22 protein-coding genes and 6 pseudogenes are annotated in these 21946 nt (G+C 60.5%); 13 read left to right on the forward strand and 15 right to left on the reverse strand.

Going from position 1 to position 21946, the window contains the following annotated elements:
* Window positions 1–37: 37 nt before the first annotated feature.
* The 6 genes from IVB18_RS15855 to IVB18_RS15880 are packed head-to-tail and all read right to left on the reverse strand — an operon-like array spanning window position 38 to window position 6247.
* Complete coding sequence (locus tag IVB18_RS15855) at window positions 38–796, reverse strand: ABC transporter ATP-binding protein (RefSeq protein WP_247989978.1); 759 nt, start codon at window positions 794–796, stop codon at window positions 38–40.
* A complete protein-coding gene (locus tag IVB18_RS15860) occupies window positions 793–2565 on the reverse strand; it encodes a branched-chain amino acid ABC transporter ATP-binding protein/permease (RefSeq protein ID WP_247989979.1) in 1773 nt (590 codons plus the stop codon). Before IVB18_RS15860 ends, IVB18_RS15855 begins: the two co-directional genes overlap by 4 nt.
* Window positions 2562–3599 carry a branched-chain amino acid ABC transporter permease gene (locus tag IVB18_RS15865; protein WP_247989980.1) on the reverse strand — a complete coding sequence of 346 codons (1038 nt, stop codon included), beginning with the start codon at window positions 3597–3599 and terminating at the stop codon, window positions 2562–2564. Before IVB18_RS15865 ends, IVB18_RS15860 begins: the two co-directional genes overlap by 4 nt.
* Before the next feature lie 23 nt (window positions 3600–3622).
* Window positions 3623–3952 (reverse strand): antibiotic biosynthesis monooxygenase, encoded by a 330-nt coding sequence (locus tag IVB18_RS15870; RefSeq protein ID WP_247989981.1) that lies wholly within the window; start codon window positions 3950–3952, stop codon window positions 3623–3625.
* Window positions 3949–5112: a glycoside hydrolase family 88 protein gene (locus IVB18_RS15875; RefSeq protein WP_247989982.1), complete on the reverse strand. Its 1164-nt coding sequence runs from the start codon at window positions 5110–5112 to the stop codon at window positions 3949–3951. Before IVB18_RS15875 ends, IVB18_RS15870 begins: the two co-directional genes overlap by 4 nt.
* A 13-nt stretch (window positions 5113–5125) precedes the next feature.
* Entirely contained in the window at window positions 5126–6247 is a 1122-nt protein-coding gene (locus IVB18_RS15880) for an ABC transporter substrate-binding protein (protein ID WP_247989983.1), read from the reverse strand.
* A 145-nt stretch (window positions 6248–6392) separates the two neighbouring features.
* On the opposite strand from IVB18_RS15880, the gene IVB18_RS15885 reads away from it, so the two are divergent.
* Window positions 6393–6878: a MarR family winged helix-turn-helix transcriptional regulator gene (locus tag IVB18_RS15885; RefSeq protein ID WP_247989984.1), complete on the forward strand. Its 486-nt coding sequence runs from the start codon at window positions 6393–6395 to the stop codon at window positions 6876–6878.
* Between the two features lie 29 nt (window positions 6879–6907).
* On the opposite strand, the pseudogene IVB18_RS15890 reads toward IVB18_RS15885, so the two are convergent.
* A pseudogene (locus IVB18_RS15890) lies at window positions 6908–7084 on the reverse strand (Lrp/AsnC ligand binding domain-containing protein); the annotation flags it as partial.
* Between the two features lie 4 nt (window positions 7085–7088).
* Between IVB18_RS15890 and IVB18_RS15895 the strand changes: the two are divergent.
* Window positions 7089–7580, forward strand: a pseudogene (locus tag IVB18_RS15895) (pyruvate ferredoxin oxidoreductase); the annotation flags it as partial.
* Window positions 7581–7615: 35 nt separating this feature from the next.
* The gene (locus IVB18_RS15900; protein ID WP_247989985.1) at window positions 7616–7849 is read left to right on the forward strand and encodes an NAD(P)H-dependent oxidoreductase; all 234 of its coding nucleotides are present in this window, start codon (window positions 7616–7618) and stop codon (window positions 7847–7849) included.
* 201 nt (window positions 7850–8050) lie between these two features.
* Here the strand turns inward: IVB18_RS15900 and IVB18_RS15905 are convergent, their stop codons facing one another.
* Complete coding sequence (locus IVB18_RS15905; protein WP_247989986.1) at window positions 8051–8959, reverse strand: LysR family transcriptional regulator; 909 nt, start codon at window positions 8957–8959, stop codon at window positions 8051–8053.
* Window positions 8960–9101: 142 nt separating this feature from the next.
* Between IVB18_RS15905 and IVB18_RS15910 the strand changes: the two genes are divergently transcribed.
* Together IVB18_RS15910 and IVB18_RS15915 are read left to right on the forward strand one after the other, a co-directional pair.
* Window positions 9102–10283: a cytochrome P450 gene (locus IVB18_RS15910; RefSeq protein WP_247989987.1), complete on the forward strand. Its 1182-nt coding sequence runs from the start codon at window positions 9102–9104 to the stop codon at window positions 10281–10283.
* A gap of 10 nt (window positions 10284–10293) precedes the next feature.
* Window positions 10294–10614, forward strand: a complete 321-nt coding sequence (locus IVB18_RS15915) for a 2Fe-2S iron-sulfur cluster-binding protein (protein ID WP_247989988.1) — start codon at window positions 10294–10296, stop codon at window positions 10612–10614.
* Window positions 10615–10719: 105 nt separating this feature from the next.
* Here the strand turns inward: IVB18_RS15915 and IVB18_RS15920 are convergent.
* The 7 genes and pseudogenes from IVB18_RS15920 to IVB18_RS15950 form a co-directional block, all read right to left on the reverse strand.
* Window positions 10720–10915: pseudogene (locus IVB18_RS15920) on the reverse strand (chorismate-binding protein); the annotation flags it as partial.
* 69 nt (window positions 10916–10984) lie between these two features.
* Complete coding sequence (locus tag IVB18_RS15925; RefSeq protein ID WP_247989989.1) at window positions 10985–12010, reverse strand: transposase; 1026 nt, start codon at window positions 12008–12010, stop codon at window positions 10985–10987.
* A gap of 46 nt (window positions 12011–12056) precedes the next feature.
* Window positions 12057–12254 carry a chorismate-binding protein gene (locus IVB18_RS15930; RefSeq protein ID WP_247989990.1) on the reverse strand — a complete coding sequence of 66 codons (198 nt, stop codon included), beginning with the start codon at window positions 12252–12254 and terminating at the stop codon, window positions 12057–12059.
* Window positions 12255–12357: 103 nt separating this feature from the next.
* Complete coding sequence (locus tag IVB18_RS15935) at window positions 12358–12645, reverse strand: hypothetical protein (protein WP_247989991.1); 288 nt, start codon at window positions 12643–12645, stop codon at window positions 12358–12360.
* Window positions 12585–12848 (reverse strand): annotated as a pseudogene (locus IVB18_RS15940) (aminodeoxychorismate synthase, component I); the annotation flags it as partial. The pseudogene IVB18_RS15940 and the gene IVB18_RS15935, both read right to left, overlap by 61 nt.
* Window positions 12849–12976: 128 nt before the next feature.
* Window positions 12977–13270, reverse strand: coding sequence for a Dabb family protein (locus IVB18_RS15945; RefSeq protein ID WP_247989992.1), 294 nt, complete (start codon window positions 13268–13270; stop codon window positions 12977–12979).
* A gap of 169 nt (window positions 13271–13439) precedes the next feature.
* Entirely contained in the window at window positions 13440–14075 is a 636-nt protein-coding gene (locus IVB18_RS15950; RefSeq protein WP_247989993.1) for a GntR family transcriptional regulator, read from the reverse strand.
* A gap of 129 nt (window positions 14076–14204) precedes the next feature.
* On the opposite strand from IVB18_RS15950, the gene bioB reads away from it, so the two are divergent.
* The 8 genes and pseudogenes from bioB (at window position 14205) to IVB18_RS15990 (ending at window position 21926) form a co-directional block, all read left to right on the forward strand.
* Window positions 14205–15248 (forward strand): biotin synthase BioB, encoded by a 1044-nt coding sequence (gene bioB / locus IVB18_RS15955; RefSeq protein ID WP_247989994.1) that lies wholly within the window; start codon window positions 14205–14207, stop codon window positions 15246–15248.
* 3 nt (window positions 15249–15251) lie between these two features.
* Window positions 15252–15605 carry an aspartate 1-decarboxylase gene (gene panD, locus IVB18_RS15960; protein ID WP_247989995.1) on the forward strand — a complete coding sequence of 118 codons (354 nt, stop codon included), beginning with the start codon at window positions 15252–15254 and terminating at the stop codon, window positions 15603–15605.
* An 86-nt stretch (window positions 15606–15691) separates the two neighbouring features.
* The gene (locus tag IVB18_RS15965; RefSeq protein WP_247989996.1) at window positions 15692–16846 is read left to right on the forward strand and encodes an 8-amino-7-oxononanoate synthase; all 1155 of its coding nucleotides are present in this window, start codon (window positions 15692–15694) and stop codon (window positions 16844–16846) included.
* Complete coding sequence (gene bioD, locus IVB18_RS15970; protein ID WP_247989997.1) at window positions 16843–17475, forward strand: dethiobiotin synthase; 633 nt, start codon at window positions 16843–16845, stop codon at window positions 17473–17475. Before IVB18_RS15965 ends, bioD begins: the two co-directional genes overlap by 4 nt.
* Window positions 17472–18737, forward strand: coding sequence for an adenosylmethionine--8-amino-7-oxononanoate transaminase (locus tag IVB18_RS15975; protein ID WP_247989998.1), 1266 nt, complete (start codon window positions 17472–17474; stop codon window positions 18735–18737). The genes bioD and IVB18_RS15975 overlap by 4 nt, the downstream gene beginning before the upstream one ends.
* Window positions 18738–18944: 207 nt before the next feature.
* Window positions 18945–19748: a 3-methyl-2-oxobutanoate hydroxymethyltransferase gene (panB, locus tag IVB18_RS15980; RefSeq protein ID WP_247991651.1), complete on the forward strand. Its 804-nt coding sequence runs from the start codon at window positions 18945–18947 to the stop codon at window positions 19746–19748.
* A 404-nt stretch (window positions 19749–20152) separates the two neighbouring features.
* A pseudogene (locus IVB18_RS15985) lies at window positions 20153–20990 on the forward strand (IS5 family transposase).
* A 94-nt stretch (window positions 20991–21084) separates the two neighbouring features.
* A pseudogene (locus IVB18_RS15990) lies at window positions 21085–21926 on the forward strand (IS5 family transposase).
* Window positions 21927–21946: the final 20 nt, after the last annotated feature.

Consider the following 21946-nt stretch of genomic DNA (forward strand, 5'->3'; position numbering starts at 1 on the left):
TTACGTTGAACCGACAGGACCGGCCCAAATCCTTCAATCAGGCGTGCAACGCGCTCTGCGCTGCCGATCTGGAAGGTTTGATTCCCAGATAGCTGTCGATCACACGCCGATCCTCGCGGAGGTCGGCGGCCTTTCCCTCGAGCACGATCCTGCCGGCCTCCAGCACGTAGCCGTAGTCGGCGATCCGCAGGGCCGCCTGGGCGTTCTGTTCGACGAGGACGATGGAAATGCCGGTCGAGCGCAGCGCCGAAACCGTGGCCAGGATCTCACGGACGATCAGCGGCGCGAGCCCGAGGCTGGGCTCGTCCAGCATCAATAGCTTGGGTTCGCCCATCAGCGCCCTGGCGAGCGCGAGCATCTGCCGCTCGCCGCCGGACAGCGTGCCGGCAAGCTGAGCGCGACGCTCCTTCAGCCGCGGGAACATCTCCCACATCCGCCCCAGCATACGGTCCGCGCCGCCTTGCTTCCGCAAACGGAAGCGGCCGAGGCGCAAATTGTCCTCAACCGACATCGTACCGAACAGTTCGCGTTTCTCCGGAACCAGACTCATCCCGTTCGCCGCACGCCATTCTATCGTGCGCCTGGCCTGCGAAATCCCCTCGAAGAGAATCTCGCCGTTCGACGCGGCCACGCCCATCGCCGCTGCGAGAAGGGATGTCTTTCCGGCACCATTCGGCCCGAGAATCGTGACTATCTGGCCCTTGCGGAGACCGATCGACACGTCGTTGAGCGCAGCTATCTTGCCGTATGAGACGTTCAGATTGCGCACCGTCAGAATTTCGTCGCCGTCGTTCATGCTTCGGCCCCGAGATAGGCTTCGATGACCGCCTCGTTGCGTTGGACCTCCTCCGGCTTGCCCTGCGCAAGCTTCGATCCGAAGTTCATCACCACCAGACGGTCGGTTATCTGCATCACGAAATCCATGTCGTGCTCGACCATCAGAATCGTCATCCCCTCGTCGCGCAATTTGGAAAGCAGCCGCGCCAGCGCAGCCTTCTCCAGGTGACGGAGACCGGCAGCGGGCTCGTCGAGAAGGAGCAGGATGGGATCGAGGCAAAGCGCCCTCGCGATCTCGACCATCCGTTGCTGACCGAGCGATAACTCGTCCGCGCGCGCATAGACGTGATTGGAGAGCCCGACACGCTCCAACTGGACCCTCGCGTTGGCGAATATCCGCGCCTCGTCGCCGCGATCGAGCCGCAGCATCGCCCTCAACACGCCGGCCTTTCCCGACAAATGCATTCCGATCGCGACATTCTCGACGACGTTCATCCCGCGCACGAGCTTCACGTGCTGGAACGTCCTCGCGATGCCGAGCCGCGCGATCTGCCGGGCAGGGAGGCCGCTGATTTTGCGCCCCTCCAGGGTGACGCGGCCGCTACTTGCCGAAAGTACCCCCGTGATCAGATTGAAGGTCGTACTCTTTCCTGCGCCGTTGGGTCCGATCAACCCGACGATCTCTCCCGCGTTGAGCGTGAAATCGATTTGATCGACCGCGCGAAGTCCGCCGAAGGACTTCGAAAGATCTTCGGCGCGCATCAGCTCGCTTCCGGACATCGGCTGCACGCGATGCGCGACGACGCCTTTCTCCGTACCGGAAGGCGTGACACCCGCCGGCCGACCAAACCGTCGGGCCAGCGCCGGCCAGATGCCGTCGGGATTGCGTTGAAGAATCACGATCAGGACCACGCATAGGACTATCGTCTCGAGGCCACCCTGCACGCGGAAGATCCCAGACAACAGGTCCTGGAGAAAGTACCTGAGTGCGCCGACCACCGCCGCGCCCAGCATGGCGCCGGGGATATGCTCAATACCTCCGATCGTTGTCATCATGAGATAATCGATGCTGACGTTGAGACTGAAAGACGTCGGATTGACCGCACGTTCGAAGTGCGCGTACGACCAGCCTGCGAATCCCGCAAGGGCCGCGGCGTAGACGAAAGCCACGACCTTGGCGTGAAACGTGTCGATGCCGAAGGATTCGGCCGCGATCGCACCTCCCCGCAGCGCGCGGATGGTGCGGCCCGTGCGCGACTCGAGCAGATTGCCTGTCAACAGAAACGAGCAGGCCGCGGCAACGAGGATGACCGGATAGAAGTCCTTCGGGTTCAGCAGCCTGTGTCCGAAGAACGAGAGCGGCGGAATGCCGCTTATTCCGTCGTAGCGACGGAAGAAGTCGAGATTGGCGACAAGGAAGAAGAAGCTGACGTTCCAAGCGATCGTCGCAACCGCCAGGTAGTGCCCTTTCAGGCGAAGAGTGATCGCGCCGACGGCCCATGCGACGATCACACAAATGGCGACGGACATGGGTAACGTCATCAGCGGGGAAACCTCGTACCGGGTCGCGGTGATCGCGGCGGTGTACGCCCCGATACCGACGAACATCGCCTGGCCGAACGAGATCAGGCCAGCGACGCCCGCGAGCACCACCAATCCCGTCGTGACGATTGTCGCGATACCGATGTAGCAGAGGACCACGACCCAATAGGCGGGGAAACCCGGAACGTGGGGGGCCGCCGCCAGCACGGTAAGCAAGGCGAGCCACCAAAGCGCATTGGATTTCATTCGTCGTCCTCTACCGTCACCGTGCGGAAGGACCGCCACAGCAGGACGGGAATGATCATCGTAAAGACAATCACTTCCTTCAGGGCGCTCGCTTGGAACGACGCGAAGGACTCGATCTGTCCCACGATCAGCCCTCCGAGTGCGGCCAGCGGATAGCTGATCATCCCGCCGATGATCGCGGAGACAAACCCCTTGAGCCCGATCAGGAAGCCGGTGTCGTAGTAGATCGTCGTCGTCGAGGAGATCAGGATTCCGCAGAGCGCCCCGATAGAGGTCGCGATCACCAAGGCGAACCTGCCGCAGACGGCGGGCGAGACGCCCATCAATTGTGAACCCAGGCGATTTACCGCCGTCGCACGCAGCGCCTTGCCCAGCAAGGTCCTCCCGAAGAAGCCGTACAGAAGGACGATCAGGGCCGCCGTGATGGCGACTATCGCGATGGATTGACCGTCGACCCGCAACGAGCCGATTTCCAGTCCCGCGGAAAGGAGAGCCGGACTACGCGAGCCCTCGGCTCCGAACAGGAGAAGGCCGACGTTGACCATCAATACATGCAGTACGACAGAGACGATCAGCAGCACCAACACGCTGCCTTCCACCAGAGGCCTGTAGACCAGGTCGTAGATGTACACACCGAGCTGCGAGAGCAGCAGCACGGTCAGCAGGATCGCAAGCCACACCGGCATCGCGGAGGATCTGAAGGCGACGGACAGACCGAGGGTCATCACGGGACAAACCACATACAGCAACGCCACCCTCAGGAAGTCTCGGCCGGAAAGGCCTTCGCGCTCGCTCCAGCAGCGCAGCGCCCCGCCGCATGCGCCGAGCAGCGGAACGAACCAGGCGATCTGCGGCACCTTGCCGTCCTGGAAGGCCGCGAGCGTTAGCGCGCCGAACGAGACGAATTCGCCTATCGGCACGAAGACGATGCGTGTCACCGAGAATACCAGCACGAGCGCAAGGGAGAGCAGCGCGTATAGAGCACCGTTCGCGACGCCGTTCTGGACCAGGATAAAGCCGATGTCGAAGCTCAAATGTCTCTCCGTCTACCGTCGCGCTAGGCCCAGTCGACGTCTTGCCCGGACCCGGACGCGTCCGCGAAATGATAGACTTCCGCCTGCAGGAGGTGGCGGCTCAACAGCTCCTGGAACGGATGGTGAGCCGCTGCTTCGCGGAACCTGTTCAGGTCAACCCGCAAAACCCATTCGATGATAAGCGCAAAGAGCGACGGCTCCTCGACGCTTCGTTTCAGGTCGTGCGAGACGCATCCCTCCACGCCCGCCAGGAGTCCGAAGGCCTCCCTGGCGCATTCGGCGAAAGGAACCACGGCGCGCGGGTCGATCCGAAAATGCACGATTTCGAGAACCGGGCCGGCATCCGAACTCATTCGACCACCCGACCAGTCTTGAGATAGTACAGCGCGAAGAGCAGATAAGCCGTTCCCCAGATCAGCTCGCTCGCGGTGGCATAGTTCTTCGGCCGGTTGAAACATCCGTTGAGAAGAACGCCGCGCGACTTGGCCCGCTTGTCGTCCACGGAAGTCAAATGGCGGAGAAGCCCCTCGACGAACAGGGGCGTTTTCGATGCCACGTATTCCGCCTCGGGCGGCAGATCCTTGAGTATCGACATGCGGGCCAGTTGCTCGACGACGACGGCCGATGCCGACGTGTCCAGCGGCACCGAGGCCCTGTCGGTCTTCAGCAGCGGATCCTTGAAGTCGTACGGCGGCACCAGGGACTCGTCGCTGTTCGAGATCCAGTATTCTAGAAGCTTTCTGCCGACCGAAAGGTAACGCGGATCGCGCGTCGCCTCCCAGGCGCGAAGATAGCCCGCAACCGCCCAGGCCTGCCCCCGCGACCAGCAACTGTCGTTGTTAGCGCCCAGGAGGGTATAGTGTGCGCCCTTCGGCATGCCGGTTTCGGGATCGTAGTCGCGAAACTCGATCGTCGAGTAGTCCTCGCATACGTACTGGTCGATGGTGTGGTCCAGATGCCGCCGGGCGCCCACAACGAACGTCGGATCGCCGGTCTCTTTGTGACCCCACCAATCTAGGATGAGATTGGGATGGACGTTGTCGACGCAGGCTTTGTCGCGTCCAACGAGCTTCGTCGATCGGACCTGAACCTGCGTGCCGATCGGCATCGCACCGCTTCCCTTCATGGCCATCGACCGCACCGCATAGGCGGCAGCGAGCGCGAGCGTCCTGAAGCGCTCGTTCCCGGTCCAGGCGTACTGACGCGCGGCGCCGTAGTAGAATCGGTGGCCTCTGAACGCGTCGTCGCGCTCGAGGTACGGCCGCAGACTTTCGGCCCGCTGGGCAGACTCGGCCTCGATCGCCCTGTGGCCGGTCAACTCGCCGACGATGCGCAGGCACTCGACCCAGTGCCCCCCGCACCAGTCGCCGTCGGCGGTCGTGTCCCAGGCGCCGTCCTTCGGATCGCAGTGATACGGCCACGCGTCGCCGACCGCCGAGCGGATGCCGTAGACGCGTGCGCAGAGGTCGTCCAGTGCGCACTGCCATTCCGGTTTGAAGATGTGGCCCGTCATGTCGGCCTCCTTTTTATTTCGCCAGCACAAAGCGACCGCCCTCAACGCGCGCCAGCGCTGCCGCGCGATCGTCGTATCCGTAGTGATCTTCTGCGGTCATGTTGACGACGCCGTTCGAGACTTTGAGGTCGCGGATACTCTCGAGCGTGTCACGAAGGGATTTCCTGAATTCGGACGTGCCCGGCTTGGCGGTCTTCAAGGCGACGGGCACTGCCGCCTCAAGCAGAAGGCCAGCATCCCAAAGATGGGACGCGAAATTGTTTCTGCTTCCCTCGCCGTTGGCGGCTTCGTACGTCCGGACGAATTCGAGCGCGCGCGCCTTGCTCGGATGGTCGTCGGGAAGCGCCTCGGCGACGATCGGAAGCGAGACGGGCAGGATGGCCGTCTCTGCGGAAGGACCGGCGGCACGGACGAACTCCTTCGTCGCTGCCGCCTGCGTATGGTAGATCGGCCCCTTGTAGCCGCGTTCCACCAGAGCCTTTTGCGGCTCAGCCGCCGAAGCCGATGTGGCACCTACAACGACCGCATCCGGCTGCGCGCCGACCACACGAAGCACCTGCGACAATATGCTCGTATCGGTTCGATTGTAGCGCTCGGCCAACTCGATCTTCACGTCGGTCCCGGCGGCTGCGGCGGTGACAGCTTCCAGCCAGATCTGACCAAGCGCATCCGCATAGCCGAGGAACGCTACCTTCTTGATCTTCCTGCGCGACATGTCGGCTACGACCGCCTTGGCGAAGGTCGCAAACGAAGGTGGCGTGATGAAGGACCACTTGAGGATTCCGATGCCGAATGGCGCGAGCGCGATCTGAGGCACCTGAGCCTCGTCCGCGACCGTGCTCGCGGCGAACGAAGTCGGCGTCGCCGTCGCGGCGACGAGAACGTCGATATTGTTTTCCACTATCAGCTTGCGCGCGCTCTTGATCGCGGTCGACGTGTCGGTCGCGTCGTCCAGTACCACGTATTCCACGGCTTCGGTACCAATCGTCTTCGGCAGCATCGCCAGCGCCTTCTGCTCCAGCAGGCCGGCGGAAGCCGCGGGCCCCGTCAGGGAAAGCACCACGCCGACCTTGACGTCGGCGTAGGACGCGTCAGCCCACATCAGGAGCATGAATGTACACACCAGGCGCTTCATATCGACCTCCCCTAATATACTTACATTTGAAAGTATATTAGGATGGGCCCGCGCGAACGTCAACGGGCCATGACGGCGAACGGAACGCTTTGGCTCCGGCGCCTCTTGGTGTATTCGGTGCAGACGGCGGGAACGGAACCGGACTATGAAGAAGCGACAATCCAAATCGGCGGCGCGTCGGAGCGGGACCGAGGTCCTGGACCTGGACGACTATTTTCCATACTGGCTCGCTTCGCTGTCGGGTCTGCTGATCCAGCGCCTGCAGGTGCGGCTGGAGGAAAAGACTGGATTGACCATCGCGGAATGGCGGCTGATGGCGGTCGTCGCGTGCAACCGGAATGCGCAAGCGATCGACATCTCGAAACTAACCCGTCTCGATCAGGTCGCCGTCCACCGCGCGGTGAAGGCACTCATGGCCAGGCGACTGCTCCGCCGGGAGGAATGCGCCGACGACAAGCGTCGGAAGCTGCTTCGACTGACGGCGGAAGGCTGGTCCGTCTATGACCAGGTGTTGCCCACCGCACGGGACATCGAGCGCGACCTGCTCGATCTCATGACCGTGCCGGAGCGTAGGAGCCTCAGGAAGCTTCTTGGCGAGCTTTACAGAAAGACCAAGAGCGAAGCGCCATAGGCCGATGGATGGACCTCACTGCCCGCGCGTCAAAACGGCAATGCGATCTCGTATTTGATCTCCTTGAGGATGACGTTGGTCCGGACGTGACGGATGCCGGGAATCCTGAACATGAAATCGTCGAGAAAGCGGTTGTAGGCCGCCATGTCGCTGACGACGACGCGAAGGTGGTAGTCGGCATCGCCCGTGGTCGCGAAACACTCGAGCAGTACGAAGGCGCTGGTGCGTATTCTGCTCGATCAGCGCGACCGCGATCGCACCGATGGTCTCGATACCGCCGGGTTCGTGTCGGGCTATCGCGGCTCGCCGCTCGGCGGCGTCGACAGGGAGCTGTGGCGCGCCAACACCTTTCTGACGGAGCGCCGCATCGAATTCCTACCCGCCGTCAACGAAGACCTCGCGGCGACAGCCGTTCTGGGTTCGCAGCAGGTCGAGACGAATCCCCAGCGGGAGGTCGAGGGCGTGTTCGGCCTCTGGTACGGCAAAGGCCCCGGCATCGACCGCTCCGGCGACGCGCTGAAGCATGGCAATGCCTACGGTTCGTCGCGGCATGGCGGCGTGCTGGTCGTCGCCGGCGACGATCATGGCTGCGTGTCGTCGTCGATGCCCCATCAGTCGGACGTCGCCTTCATGGCGTGGTTCATGCCGACGCTGAACCCGTCGAGCGTCGCGGATTATCTCAGCTTCGGCGAATACGGTTATCCTCTCGTTTGACGAGCACGGCTTCGGCGGCCTTTGTGAAGGCCAAGCGGGCGGTCGTCGTCTATGCTCGAGGGTTGGACTATTTCTCGGACTCTTCTATTGCTCCACAGAAGGCTTACGACCTGCAGCGTCCTTATATGGACCTATGGCTCCGCTTTATTGGTGTTTCGGACATTCGCGAGATTGTTGTTGAGAAGATCCTTTTCGGGTCTGAGGTCGATTTAGAGACGAGAGCTGAAGGAAAGCGGCGGGCAGAGGAGCTGGCATGAGATTTCTGACGCGGTCCCGTCCATGGCCGACTTCCAACAGCCTTGGATCGGAAACTTGCCTCCAGCGGAATCCGCCAGAGCATTTGGGACGATTGAAGAGGTTGTCGTAGGTTCGGAGAACAGCGGCAGCGCTCCCCCCGCCACCAGATTTTCTACGATCTCGTTCGCTCGTTGGTAGCGCTTGTCGCCGCAGACGAGCGCTTAGGCGGCGCTCTCCTTGGCCACTGCGGCAAGGAGACCGCGCGCCCATTTGTGAAGGCCCGACTTGGCGGTTCTTGCGCTCCAGTACATATCGATGCTGATCGGCACGCGGAAGGGCAGGGGCGCGATATGCAGACCGTCCCGCATGGCACGCGCCAGATGATGCGGGATGGCTGCGATGAGACAAGTGCCGGGGATGATGCGCTCCAGACAGTCATGACTTGGCAGCGTGACCGCCGGCTCCAGCACGATGCCCTTGGCCTTGAGGACATCGATGTAGAGCGGCTGCCATTCGCCGTTGTGCGTTACGAAGACATGTTCCGCCTTGCAATATGCTGACAGCGTGATCCGGCCGCGTGCCAGAGGGTTGGCCCGATCCATCACGCACACATAGTGGTCGGTGAGGATGTGACGCCGATAGAAACTGTCGCCGACGATACCGACCGGACCAATGACGATGTCGCACTCATTTTGCTTGAGGTGGACGTTGCCGTGTCCCGCCGCGTCCAGCAGCACGAGCCGTGCGCGCGGCGCCGCGGTCCGAAACCGGACGCTGAACTGCGGAAACAGAGTCTGCCGTTCGTGATGGTTGCAGGAGATCGTCACGGTGCCCTTCGCGACGGCGGGATCGAATTCCGTTGGCGAGGCAAGGCCCTCGATCTCGCCGAGGGTTTGCCGCGCCCACTCCACCAACGCCGCGCACCGGTCGGTTGCGGTGACGCCATTGCCCTGGCGGACGAAAAGCGGGTCACGAAACGCACTGCGCAAGCGCTCGACCGTATAGCTGATCGTGGATTGATTGACGTCGAGCCGCTCCGCCGCGGCGGAGAACGATCGCAGGTCGTACACCAGGACAAGCGTGCGCAGCGCTCCGAAGTCGACAGGATCGAGGGCGGAATTGATCGTCACGGCGTGAGTTCCAGGCGAGGTCCCAACCTGGTCAGCGTATCACAGGTCATGCAAGATTTCGATGATGTCTATTGAGCCTATCGAATTGAGCGGTCGGCGCACGGCCGTTAGCCTGCTCCGAAATAAGCAAGGGAGGAGGAAGATGACGAGCGCTGCACCTGTCATCACGGATATCTCGTATCAGGAACTGCTCGACGATCCCTATCCGATCTTCAGGCGCGTTCGCGACACGGCTTCCGCCGTCTTCGTGGCGGCGGCCAACCTCACGCTTGTCACGCGCTTCGACGACATCATGAAGATCGAGCGCGACCCCGCGACTTACTCATCCGACAACCCGGCTTCCCTGGTCAACAAGGTGATGGGGCCGACCTTCATGCGCAAGGACGGCGCCGAGCACGCCACCGGCCGCAAGGCGATCGAGCCTTCTTTCCGGCCCGGCACGATCAAGGAGCACTGGGCGCCGAAATTCGCCGAAATCTGCGAAGGCTTGATCGACTCGCTGAACGAGGCGGGCGAGGCGGATCTATTCCCGGCGCTCGCCGCACCGATGGCGTCGCTCTCCTTGATGGAGATGATCGGCTTCAAGGAGATGCCATGGGAGACGCTGGCCTTGTGGTCCCAATCGCTGATCGACGGCGCGGGCAACTACTCACGCGATGCCGAGATCGAGCGGAAGGCGATGGAGGCGGGGACCGGAATCGATGCGGCAATCGAGGCGGTGCTTGACCATCACCGCGCCCACCCCAACCCCTCGATCTTGTCGTCCATGGTGCATGCGGATCCGCCGATGCCGATCGAGGAGATCCGGGCCAACATCAAGGTGATCATCGGCGGCGGTCTGAACGAGCCGCGCGATGCGATCCTCACGCTTACCCTCGGCCTGCTGGCAAATCCAACGCAAAGGGAGATCGTTCTCGCCAAGCCGGAGCTATGGCCAACCGCGTTCGAGGAGGCGGTGCGCTGGATCTCGCCGATCGGCATGTATCCGCGCCGCGTCGTCCGCGCCGCTGATCTCTCTGGAGTGGCGCTGCCCGAAGGCATCCAGATCGGTCTCTGCGTCGGAGCGGCGAACCGTGACGACAGGCGCTTCACCGATCCGGACCGGTTCGACATTTTCCGGCCCAAGCAGTCGCACCTGGCGTTCGGTGCCGGTGCGCACTTCTGCGCCGGCACTTGGGTCTCGCGGCAGACCGTCGGCAGGATCGTGGTGCCGATGCTGTTCGAACGCCTCGCCAATCTCCGGCTGCGCGATGACGCTCCGCCTCTCCTTCGGGGCTGGGTATTCCGCGGTCCGGTGTCGCTGCCTGTTCGTTGGGACGCCTGAAGGAGGAGAGATGCCGAAGATCTTATTCGTTGGCGCGGACGGCGCCACCCACGAGGTTGCCGCCAGCGCAGACCAATCGGTCATGGAAGCGGCCCTTGGCGCCGGCGTGCCTGGTATCGTCGCCGAGTGCAACGGCGCGGCCGCCTGTGCAACCTGTCATTGCTACTTCGATCCGGCCTACGCCGGCTGCACCGGCGAAGTCGGCGAGCACGAGAATGAGATGCTGGATTTTACGGCTGCCGAGCGAACGGCCGAGAGCCGCCTGAGCTGCCAGGTGAGCGTCGTGGCGGAGATGGAGGGCATGACTGTACGCCTGCCATCCATGCAATAGACGCACTGCAGGGAAAATCCACATGACCCGCGTCGTCATCGTCGGAGCCGGGCAAGCCGGAAGCTCCGCCGCGTTGAAATTGCGCGGCCTGGGCTTTCGCGGCGCGGTGCAAACGCGTGACAAATCGTTACGGAGGAGGTCGACGATCATAATGTTTTCGGCACGGTCCTTCTCGGACGCATATAGCAATTCAGCGCGGCGCTGGTCTTCCTTCAGAGGAACGCGCGCTCGTGCCCTTGATTGGTCGCGTTTCAACCAGTTGTCCGTCGAGCTTCAGGAATCGTTGCGGCGAGCTAGGAGCCTGTCCCGGTAATGGACTTGGGATCAAGCGAATCGAGTTCTGAGCGTTTTTTTGGAGACAAGTTTCTCCTTAGCGTGCTGCTGCGAGTTTTGTGAGGTTGTGGGCGGTGCAGATCATGGCCCATTCGGCTTTGACCTTGTCGATGCCGCGCAGGAGGAACTGGCGGAAGCCTCTTGCCTGCTTGATCTGGCCGAAGACGGGCTCGACGATCTGTTTTCGCAATCGATACCGGCTTCGATAGCCTGCGCGCTTGAGCTTTGTGCTCATTCTGGCGATCAGCGTGCCGGATTTGAGCTTCCTTTTTGCCGTGGCCGCCTTGGTGCCGTGCTTTTGCCGTCCAGTGGCGACGTAGCCCTCGATCCGGCGTCGAACGAGCGTGCGAAGATTGGCTTGCGAGCAATAGCCCGCATCGGCCGATGCTTCATCCGGGTTCGTCCCGAGATTGGCTTTGATGGCATCGAGCAAGGGTGCGAGCTGCGCCTGATCGCTCGGCGAGTTGGTCAGCGTGTGCGCCACGATGATCTGATGGGCGCCATCGACGGCGGCCTGTGCGTTGTAGCCCTGGATGAAGCCGTTTTTGGTCGGCATCACGCGGCTGTCGGGATCGGTGAAGTTGCGTTGCGCCTTGTCGCTCGGCTCTGCCGTGACAGGCTTGGACTTGCGTCCCGGCCGGCCCCTGCCGCCGTCGCCGGAGCCGTCGTCGTCCGGCTTCGAGGCGGCTTTGGTTTCGGCAGCAGCCTTGGCTTCGGCTTCCAGCGCGGCCTTGCGGAACTCGCTGATCGTGCGGAAGTCCGGACGCTGCATCCCCGTTACTGCCGCAAAATCCAGCCGCTCCTCGCAGCCCCGAGCGATCCTGCGCGACGAGTAGATCCCCTGGCTGTAAGCATAAAGCAGCAGCGCCACCATCATGCCAGGATGATAGGGCGGAAAGCCGCGCTCCTCGTCGTAGGCATCCATGATCGCCGACAGGTCCAAACCCGTGCGAACCGTGTCGCGAACAAAGTGGGCCACGTGCCCGGGAGGCACCAAATCCTGGACCGACGGCGGCAGCAGCCAAACCTGATCAACGTCCCAAGGACGAAATGTCTTGCTCATCCGCCGTTTGAATCACGACGCTTGTGCTTCGTCGAGAAAAATCCGATTACTCGGACAGGCTCCTAGATGCAATGGTCAGTTTGCCGTAGAGCAGGAGGGCCGCAAATGGCGCCGGGTTCAATGACCGCAGCCGACAGAAGAAGGCGAGTGGATCGAACGAGGTCGACAGCCTGGCGCTGAAGCGGTGCGCGATGTTGGTTTGGAAGACGTCTCCCGCCAGAATCAAGTCGATGACGCGCTGCACCGCTGCGATGTAGCGCTCGCTGGTGAAATTCGAATGCCAGGCGCCCGCTGTATTGCAAGAGCCATTCCGCGGGGACTCTGGGCGTACAAGTAGCGCCGCAAACTCATCGGCTCGACGGCGCGCGCTCGCCGCGTCGCGCAGGATCCTGCTCTGGCCACCCGGTTAAAAAGATCCAACATCTCTCGTCGCGATGGTCGTAGGCGATTACCACGTCATAGAAATGCAGGATCGATTGGGGCAATCCCTGACCGGCGATTTCTGGGGGCGGCAATCGCTCGGATGTCCTGTTAAGATCATAGGCAAAAAAGCCGGCCGCGCCCCCTGAAATAGGGGAAGATCGGGGCGATGCTCCTGTGGATACTCGGCGAGAAGGGTGCGAAGAGCTTTCCATGGATCGCCTTCGAGAGCTTCTCCGCCGCAACTCGCCTGTCCGTCGGCAATCGTGTAGGTGCTGAACGGGTCGCAGGCCACGTATGAATACCGCCCGAGTGCCTCGTGCCTCGCTGCGCTATCCAAAAACGTGAGGTTCGGCCAATGTGCGAGGCATCGCATCGCCGTGACAGGATCAATCCAATGTATCTCACGAACATGCATCGAGCTTACGTCACCAACGACGGCGGCCGTGCTGAGAGAGATTCCCTGACTTGTGCTTCCCTTTCCAACGAAGGCAGCTCTCCGCTGGAACCCGCACACCTTTGAATTTGACCGTCAGAATTTACTTCTTACTCTGCTGAAACATTGTAGTCGGCTGCGAATCGTAATTCCCGAAGCGGTCGCACCCGCTCGATCGATTCTTGATATCGATCATGCGCCTTATACGCTGCGAGTTCCGTCTCGTTGTCGAACTCACCATAAACGTCGACGTCGATGTCGTTGCCGAGCTGGTCGGGTTTTCGGTTGCGAGCGACCTCGAGCCGGCGCGCATATGGGATCGTGGTGAGAACCGATAGGCCGTCGATCATTTGATCGATGTCGGCCTTGTCCTTAGCGGTGAATAAGACGATATGGCGAATCATGGCTAGCCGTAGAGTCAGATTTGATGCAGATGGCATGCCTATCTTGCGATCAAGTCTGACGCAACGCTAACGTTACTGAGGCTTCGTGCCAGCAGCGAGACGGCTGGGTTTGCACACAGTGCGACGACATACGATTGCAACGTGAACGCGCCAGATCGGCCATCTCCGATCACGACGCGGGAATCGTGAGGCGCTCAATGGTTTGAATGTGACGCGCGAGCAGGCTGCAGGCTTGATCAACGTCGCGCGTTCGCAGTGCTTGTAGAATTAAGCGGTGATCCTGATTGGACCGCGGTCGCCAGCCGGCACTGCCCATCGCGAACACCAACCGAGAATTTGCAAGCTGCAATTCATCGAGGCTGGCGAGCAGTCGCGGCATGGCGCAGGGCGCCACCAGTGCGTGGTGAAAGGCGCGGTTGGCGGCCTCAAATTCCTGAATCGTCTCGGCATTGTCTGCTTCAATCAGAGCCAACTCGATCCGTGCCAGGTGGGATGGCGTCAGCTTCGGTGCGGCATTCCGCAGCGCGACCACTTCCAGCGCGGCCCGCATCTCGGCAATCTCCTTCACCGAATTGGTATCGAGCGGCGCAACACGCACGCCGCGACGCGGCACAGCAACGACAAGATGTTGGGCTTCTAGCTGCCGAAATGCCTCACGCACCGGGACGTGGCTTGAACTGAATTCCCGCGCGATGTGGTCCTGTCGCAGCGGCAGATCAGGGTGCAGGGCGCCACTGATAATGCGCTCGCCAATGACCTGCGCAATGCGGCTCGCCGTCGTCGCACTCTCATCGGCAGATATCATAGATTATCTATCATAAAATCGAGTGCGTTTGCGTACTGCCCAAGTTAGCATCGATCCTAGCAACGGTCATTGTCATAATCATAGATAATAGCTGATATTATCTATAAAAATGCAGAAAGGGCAGGTCTCATGAGTCATGCCGGGGGAGCGAGGCAGAACGGCAGCCACAAAACAGAACCTGTCCGCCACGACTGGACGCGCTCTCAGGCGGAGGCGCTCTATGGCTTACCATTCGCCGACCTGATGTTTCAGGCGCAAAGCATCCACCGCAGCAATTTCGATCCAAACCACGTCGAGACCGCGAGCCTGCTCAGCATCAAGACCGGCGGTTGTCCGGAGGATTGCGGCTACTGTTCACAGAGCGCGCATTATGACACCGACCTGAAGGCGACGCGCTTGATGGATCAGGCCGATTTGGTCGCGAATGCGCAGCGCGCCAAGGATGCCGGCGCCAGCCGCTTCTGCATGGCAGCGGCGTGGCGCAATCCGAAAGACCGCGACCTCGACCATGTCTGCGAGATGGTGCGCGCGGTCAAAGGTCTCGGCATGGAAACCTGCGTCACGCTCGGCATGCTGACGACTGCTCAGGCCTCACGATTGCATCACGCCGGCCTCGATTTCTACAACCACAACGTCGATACCTCGCCCGAGTTCTACGACAAGATCATCACGACGCGCACCTTGCAGGACCGCATCGATACGCTCGCGCATGTGCGCGACGCCGGCATCAAGCTTTGCTGCGGCGGCATCGTCGGCATGGGTGAGCGCGTCGAGGACCGGCTCGGCATGATCGTGCTGCTCGCCAATCTCCCCAGCCATCCGGAAAGCGTGCCGATCAACCTCTGGAGCGAGGTCAAGGGCGTGCCGGTCAACGAGACGGCGGAGCGTCCCGATCCGATCGCGCTGGTGCGGCTGATCGCGGTCGCCCGCATCCTGATGCCGCGCAGCGTCGTGCGGTTGTCCGCCGGGCGGCAATACATGACCGACGAATTGCAGGCGCTGTGCTTCCTGGCCGGCGCGAATTCGATCTTCATCGGCGATGTGCTCTTGACCACCAAGAACCCGCAGCGCGATCACGATGCGGATTTGCTGGATCGGCTCGGCATCAAGTCCCGTCTCAACCAAGCGAAACAGCTCAACGCGCAGCCGGCGCGCAAACTTAAGTGTAGGTAAAAAATGCAAATTGCTCTGATGAAAGGCAAAATCCATCGCGCCTCGGTGACCCAAGCCGATCTGCACTATGAGGGCTCGATATCGATTGATCGTGCGCTAATGGACGCTGCGGGATTTCTGGTCAATGAGCGCGTCGAAATCTACAACATCGACACTGGCGCGCGCTTTGCCACCTACGTGATAGAGGCGCCCCAGGGGTCAGGCATGATAGGCCTCAATGGTGCCGCTGCGAGACTAGCGATGATTGGAGATAAGGTGATTATCGTAGCATATGCCTCATGTGAGGAGGTCGAAGCGAGAGCATTCACACCGCGTGTCGTGCTGGTCGACGAAGAAAATCGCATCCTACCCAGTTGAAAGCGACGAGGCCTATGCTGAGAACTTTTGCATTTTGCGGCCGTCAAAGACTTTTGCGCGACTGATGGCTTGCCTGGAAGTGAACGATGAATCCAACCCGTGCGGATAAGGTTGCCCGCTATGTCACAGCCTTGGATGCCCTGAAAGACGACAATCGGCTGCGGGGCCTCCAGCCGCGTGCGGGTATCGATTTTGTATCGAATGATTATCTCGCGCTGGCAAGCGCGCCGCGTATGAAACAGGCTGTCTCGGCCGCGCTTGAGGCCGGCACACCGATCGGAGCCGGCGGGTCGCGGCTCCTGCGCGGAAACTGCAAGGAGCATGAAAGTCTCGAAACAGAAGCTGCCCGGTTCTTCGGAGCGGAGACGGCGCTTTTTTTCGGCAGCGGATATGTCGCAAATTTTGCCGTCCTGACGACGTTGCCGCAACGCGGTGATCTTCTCGTTCTCGATTCTCTCGTGCACGCAAGTATTCGTGAAGGCGCACAGGCTGGCCGAGCTGAATTTCGCGAAAGCGCACATAACGACTCCCAGTCGGTCGAAAACACGATTCGCGACTGGCGAGAGGAAGGCGGAAAGGGCCGCGTCTGGATCGTGGTCGAAAGTCTCTACAGCATGGATGGCGATTTCGCGCCGCTCGAAGAGCTCCTTGCGATCGCGGATCGGCATGATGCATTCCTGATGGTGGATGAGGCTCATGCCACGGGCGTCTACGGGGAGCAGGGACGAGGACTCACCGCTCCCTACGAGGGGCGCGAAAATCTGGTGGTCGTTCACACCTGCGGCAAGGCGCTGGGTGCCGCCGGCGCGCTCGTCACCGCAACGCGCGTGCTGCGCGACTTCTTGGTCAATCGCTGCCGTCCGTTTATTTTTGCCACCGCGCCGTCACCTTTGACAGCCGTCGCAGTGCGGGAGGCACTGTTAATCCTGCAGCAGGAACCTGACCGGCAACGGCGTCTGGCCAACCTGGTCGCATTCGCGCATCGGGAGATCGGCAAGCGCGGTGGTCGGAGTCTTTCCGACTCGCAGATTGTGCCATACATCGTTGGCGACAATGCGCGTGCGATGACGCTGGCATCCGCCCTGCAGGCTCGCGGGTTCGATATCCGTGGAATCCGGCCGCCAACCGTGCCGGCGGGCACGGCACGGTTGCGAATTTCCCTGACACTTAACGTCGCAGAGGATGACGTGCGGGCGATGCTCGATGCCTTAATCGAGGAGACGAGAGGCGGAGCTCGATGAGCCGGCGGATCGTGGTCACCGGTACGGACACCGAGATCGGGAAGACGGTCTTCTCTGCAGGGCTCGCCGGTCTCCTCGGCGCGAATTATTGGAAACCGATTCAGGCTGGCCTCGGTGGAGGGACCGATTCCCAGCGCGTCGCGCGGTTGGGCGGGCTCTCCGACGATCGCATTGTGCCGGAGCGTTACCGCCTGGAAACGCCCGCTTCGCCCTATCATGCCGCAGCAATTGAAGGAGTTCGCATCGACGCGGAGTCGCTCGATGTGCCTGATACCGGCGGGCGCCCGCTTGTGATTGAGGGCGCGGGTGGGCTGATGGTGCCGCTTAGTCGCAGCACGCTTTATATTGACATCTTTGCGCGATGGCAGTTGCCGGTCGTGCTTTGTGCGCGCACTGAGCTGGGCACCATCAATCATTCGCTGCTGTCGATCGCGGCGTTGCGCTACCGTGCGATCGAAATTCTCGGGATTGCATTCATTGGCGAAAGAAATTCTGAAAGTGAGAGCGCTATTTGCGAGATCGGACGGGTCCGGCGGCTCGGTCGGTTGTTTCGGCTTTCTCCTCTCACGGCAAACACGCTACAAGCCGCGTTCAATAACTCATTCCGCCGCGATGATTTCAATCGATGATGTCAAAAAAGAAGTCGCCGATCTGGCATCCATTCACGCAGCACGCGCTTCAGGACGAGATGACCAAAATTGTGCGCGGGGAGGGCGCCTATCTTTATACGGCGGATGGCCGTCGCATCATCGATGCGATCGCATCATGGTGGGTCGTGACCCACGGTCATTGCCATCCAAATATCGTCAGCGCCATTCAGAAACAGGCAGAAAAGCTTAACCAGATTATCTTTGCCGGCCACACTCACGAACCGGCCGAAGAGGTTGCCGCTCTGCTTTTGAAACTTGCGCCGCGTGGTCTCGACTACGTCTTCTTCTCCGACAGCGGCTCGACCAGTGTGGAAGTGGCGCTGAAAATGGCGCTCGGTTACTGGCATAACATCGGCAAGCCGCGCGCACGCATTGTCGTAATGCAGCACTCTTATCACGGCGACACGGTAGGGACGATGTCGGTCGGCGCACGAGGCGTATTCAATGCGGCGTACAGGCCGCTGCTGTTCGATGTCACTTCAGTCCCGTTTCCGGTGGTCGGGCATGAACAGGCGACACTCGACGCGCTCGAAGTTGCATGCCGGAATGAAAATCCAGCAGCCTTTATTGTGGAGCCGCTGATCTTGGGCGCGGGCGGGATGCTGATGTATCCCGCCTGGGTACTGAAAGAGATGAAGCGGATTTGCGAAGCGTCGGACGTCCTTTTCATTGCGGACGAGGTCCTGACCGGCTGGGGCCGCACGGGGACATTGTTCGCTTGCGAGCAGGCTGATGTGTCGCCGGATATCGCCTGCTATTCCAAAGGTCTCACGGGCGGGTCGCTTCCGCTCGCGGTAACACTCTGCCGCGCCGACATCTTTTACGCGCACTATTCGAAAGATCGTACGCGCACGTTCTTCCACTCGAGTTCATATACGGCGAATCCAGTGGCGTGTGCCGCCGCAAAGGCGAACCTAGATCTTTGGCAAAATCAGGAATCTAGCGAGCGGGTAGCTTCCGTTGTTGCGATGCAGGAACAGGGAATTGGGCCGTTCCGCGCCGACGCGCGTTTCAAAAACGTCCGGCGGACTGGCACCATTACGGCACTTGATCTAAAGGTGCGCGATGGAGGGTACCTCGCCTGCATCGGTCCGAAGCTTCAAGCCTTCTTTAACAGTCGAAATCTTTTGCTGCGTCCTCTCGGCAACACGATCTATGTCATGCCGCCTTATTGCGTCACGGCGGCAGACCTCGAGGAGATATACGCCGCCATCAGCGATGCAGCCGACGCGCTGGCTTGAAAGAGAACTAGGGGCGCTTAATTTGTCGCAACGCAGCTGCCACGTTTTTTGCGGCGAACTCAGTCGTCGCCGATGGACGCAGAACAACCTGCTTCATAGTGAGAGTACTGTTCGGATGAGTTCAAGTTCGCGCAATCGTCTCATAAACGAATATGAAACCGAAGAAGAGGAGAGAACGTGAGTTCGGAGTTACCAAAAAAAGCGCTAATGCCGCCGGACATCTTGGCAAGAAAGGGCGAGCTGCCGATCGTCTGCTTAACCGCCTATACCACACCAATCGCTTTGTTAGTTGATCAACATTGTGACGTGGTACTGGTGGGCGATAGCGTGGGAATGGCTCTTCACGGCCTTCCATCGACGCTCGGCGTTACTCTCGACATGATGATCTTGCATGGGAAGGCGGTCCGCCGCGGAATTAGTCGAGCTCTTATGGTCGTTGATTTGCCCTTTGGAGCATATGAGGAAAGCAGAGAACAAGCATTCCGGAGTGCCGCGCGAGTGATGGCTGAAACCGGGTGTGCGGCTGTCAAGCTTGAGGGCGGTGAAAACATGGCGGAAACGGTTCGTTTCCTAACGGCACGTGGCATTCCGGTGATGGCTCATATTGGCCTTACTCCGCAGAGCGTGAACGCATTCGGTGGTTACAAGGTGCAAGGTCGAGGCCCCGATGGCGAGAGGATCATGCGAGATGCGGTCGCTATCTCGGAGGCCGGTGCGTTTGCCGTCGTTCTTGAAAAGGTTGCTGAATCATTGGCCCGCCTGATTACAGGAAAGATCCCCATTCCGACTATTGGGATTGGCGCATCTGTTGCGTGCGACGGTCAGATTCTGGTCACGGACGACATGCTTGGTATTTTCACGGATTTCCGCCCGAGGTTCGTTAAGCGCTACGCGGAACTCGGGCGAGATGCCAACCAGGCGATCGCCATGTATGCAGCTGAGGTGCGCACCAGGCAATTTCCGACATCAGAGCATGTCTTCGGTGATGCGCCTCAGAAATCCGCGAAATAGTCGATACCGCAGTTCCGGAGCTTTCCGCCGATCCTTTCGGGCAGACGATCGGAGAAAATATCGTAGGTTCGGCCGACGTGTGGGAAAAGCGGTAGCGCTCCCCTGACCGTGTAGGCGCGTGCGGATTGGGGACGGGCCCTTCCGGGCCGCACGGCACATGGATACGCCACCTAGTTGGGTCATGGTGGCCGGTCAGTAATTGAGGAAAAGGACGTGCATGGGGCTCGCAAGCGCCATTCCGACAAAGAGAAATTCCGTAGTGATCTCAATCGCCCAGAAAGCTGCGAAATCTCGGAACAGCGTTTGAAAACATTGCGAAAATTCTAAGTGTCTGTCCGGGAACATCTTGAATCATCGGAATCATTTGTGATTCAAGGGTGGCGGTCCGATTCGAAGGGGCGCCCATGTGGACGAAGGAGAACCGCGGTCGTTACGACCGAAGCCGGCTACGCTATCCAAGCGATTTGACTGATGAGGAATGGGCGTTGGTGGAGCCGCTGATTGCGCCAGCCAAGCGAGGCGGCAACAAGCGCACGGTCGATGTGCGCGAGGTGATCAATGGCCTGATGTATGTGCTGAGCACCGGTTGCCAATGGCGAGCGATCCCGAAGGACCTGCCGCCACGCAGCACGGTGCACGACTATTTTGACTTGTGGGCTTGGAACGGCACGCTCGATCGCATCCATCACGCGCTCTATGTACAATGTCGAGAATTGGCTAACCGAGAACCCAGCCCGAGCGCCGCCATCATCGACAGTCAAAGCGTCAAGAGCGCGGAAAAAGGGGGGCGTGGATCGACCCGCATGGCTACGATGCGGGCAAGAAGATCAAGGGCAAGAAGCGCCACATCCTAGTCGATACTCAAGGCTTGCTGCTCCACGCCCTCGTGCATTCGGCGGACATCCAGGATCGTGACGGTGGGGTGCTGGTGATGGCCACGCTGTTTGGCCTGCATCCATTCCTGCTGAAGCTCTATGCTGACGGCGGCTATCAGGGGCCGATCTTTCCGCCGTTCGCAAAATCCTCCGGCAAATCGACGTCGAGATAGTCAAGCGCTCCGATACAGCAAAGAGTTTTGCGATCTTGCCCAAGCGATGGATCGTCGAACGCACCATCGCCTGGCTCAACCGCTGCCGCCGTTTGGCCAAGGATTGGGAGTGCCTCAACCGAAAGGCATTGGCGTTCTTGCGCCTCGCCTCAATCCGCCTCATGCTGCGAAAGCTCTGCCAAAAAACAGCATGATCCCGGACAGACTCTAAGTGTCTGTCCGGGAACATCTTGAATCATCGGAATCATTTGTGATTCAAGGGTGGCGGTCCGATTCGAAGGGGCGCCCATGTGGACGAAGGAGAACCGCGGTCGTTACGACCGAAGCCGGCTACGCTATCCAAGCGATTTGACTGATGAGGAATGGGCGTTGGTGGAGCCGCTGATTGCGCCAGCCAAGCGAGGCGGCAACAAGCGCACGGTCGATGTGCGCGAGGTGATCAATGGCCTGATGTATGTGCTGAGCACCGGTTGCCAATGGCGAGCGATCCCGAAGGACCTGCCGCCACGCAGCACGGTGCACGACTATTTTGACTTGTGGGCTTGGAACGGCACGCTCGATCGCATCCATCACGCGCTCTATGTACAATGTCGAGAATTGGCTAACCGAGAACCCAGCCCGAGCGCCGCCATCATCGACAGTCAAAGCGTCAAGAGCGCGGAAAAAGGGGGGCGTGGATCGACCCGCATGGCTACGATGCGGGCAAGAAGATCAAGGGCAAGAAGCGCCACATCCTAGTCGATACTCAAGGCTTGCTGCTCCACGCCCTCGTGCATTCGGCGGACATCCAGGATCGTGACGGTGGGGTGCTGGTGATGGCCACGCTGTTTGGCCTGCATCCATTCCTGCTGAAGCTCTATGCTGACGGCGGCTATCAGGGGCCGATCTTTCAGTCCGCCGTTCGCAAAATCCTCCGGCAAATCGACGTCGAGATAGTCAAGCGCTCCGATACAGCAAAGAGTTTTGCGATCTTGCCCAAGCGATGGATCGTCGAACGCACCATCGCCTGGCTCAACCGCTGCCGCCGTTTGGCCAAGGATTGGGAGTGCCTCAACCGAAAGGCATTGGCGTTCTTGCGCCTCGCCTCAATCCGCCTCATGCTGCGAAAGCTCTGCCAAAAAACAGCATGATCCCGGACAGACTCTAAGAC

The sequence above is a fragment of the Bradyrhizobium sp. 186 genome (assembly GCF_023101685.1).
Lineage (GTDB): Bacteria > Pseudomonadota > Alphaproteobacteria > Rhizobiales > Xanthobacteraceae > Bradyrhizobium.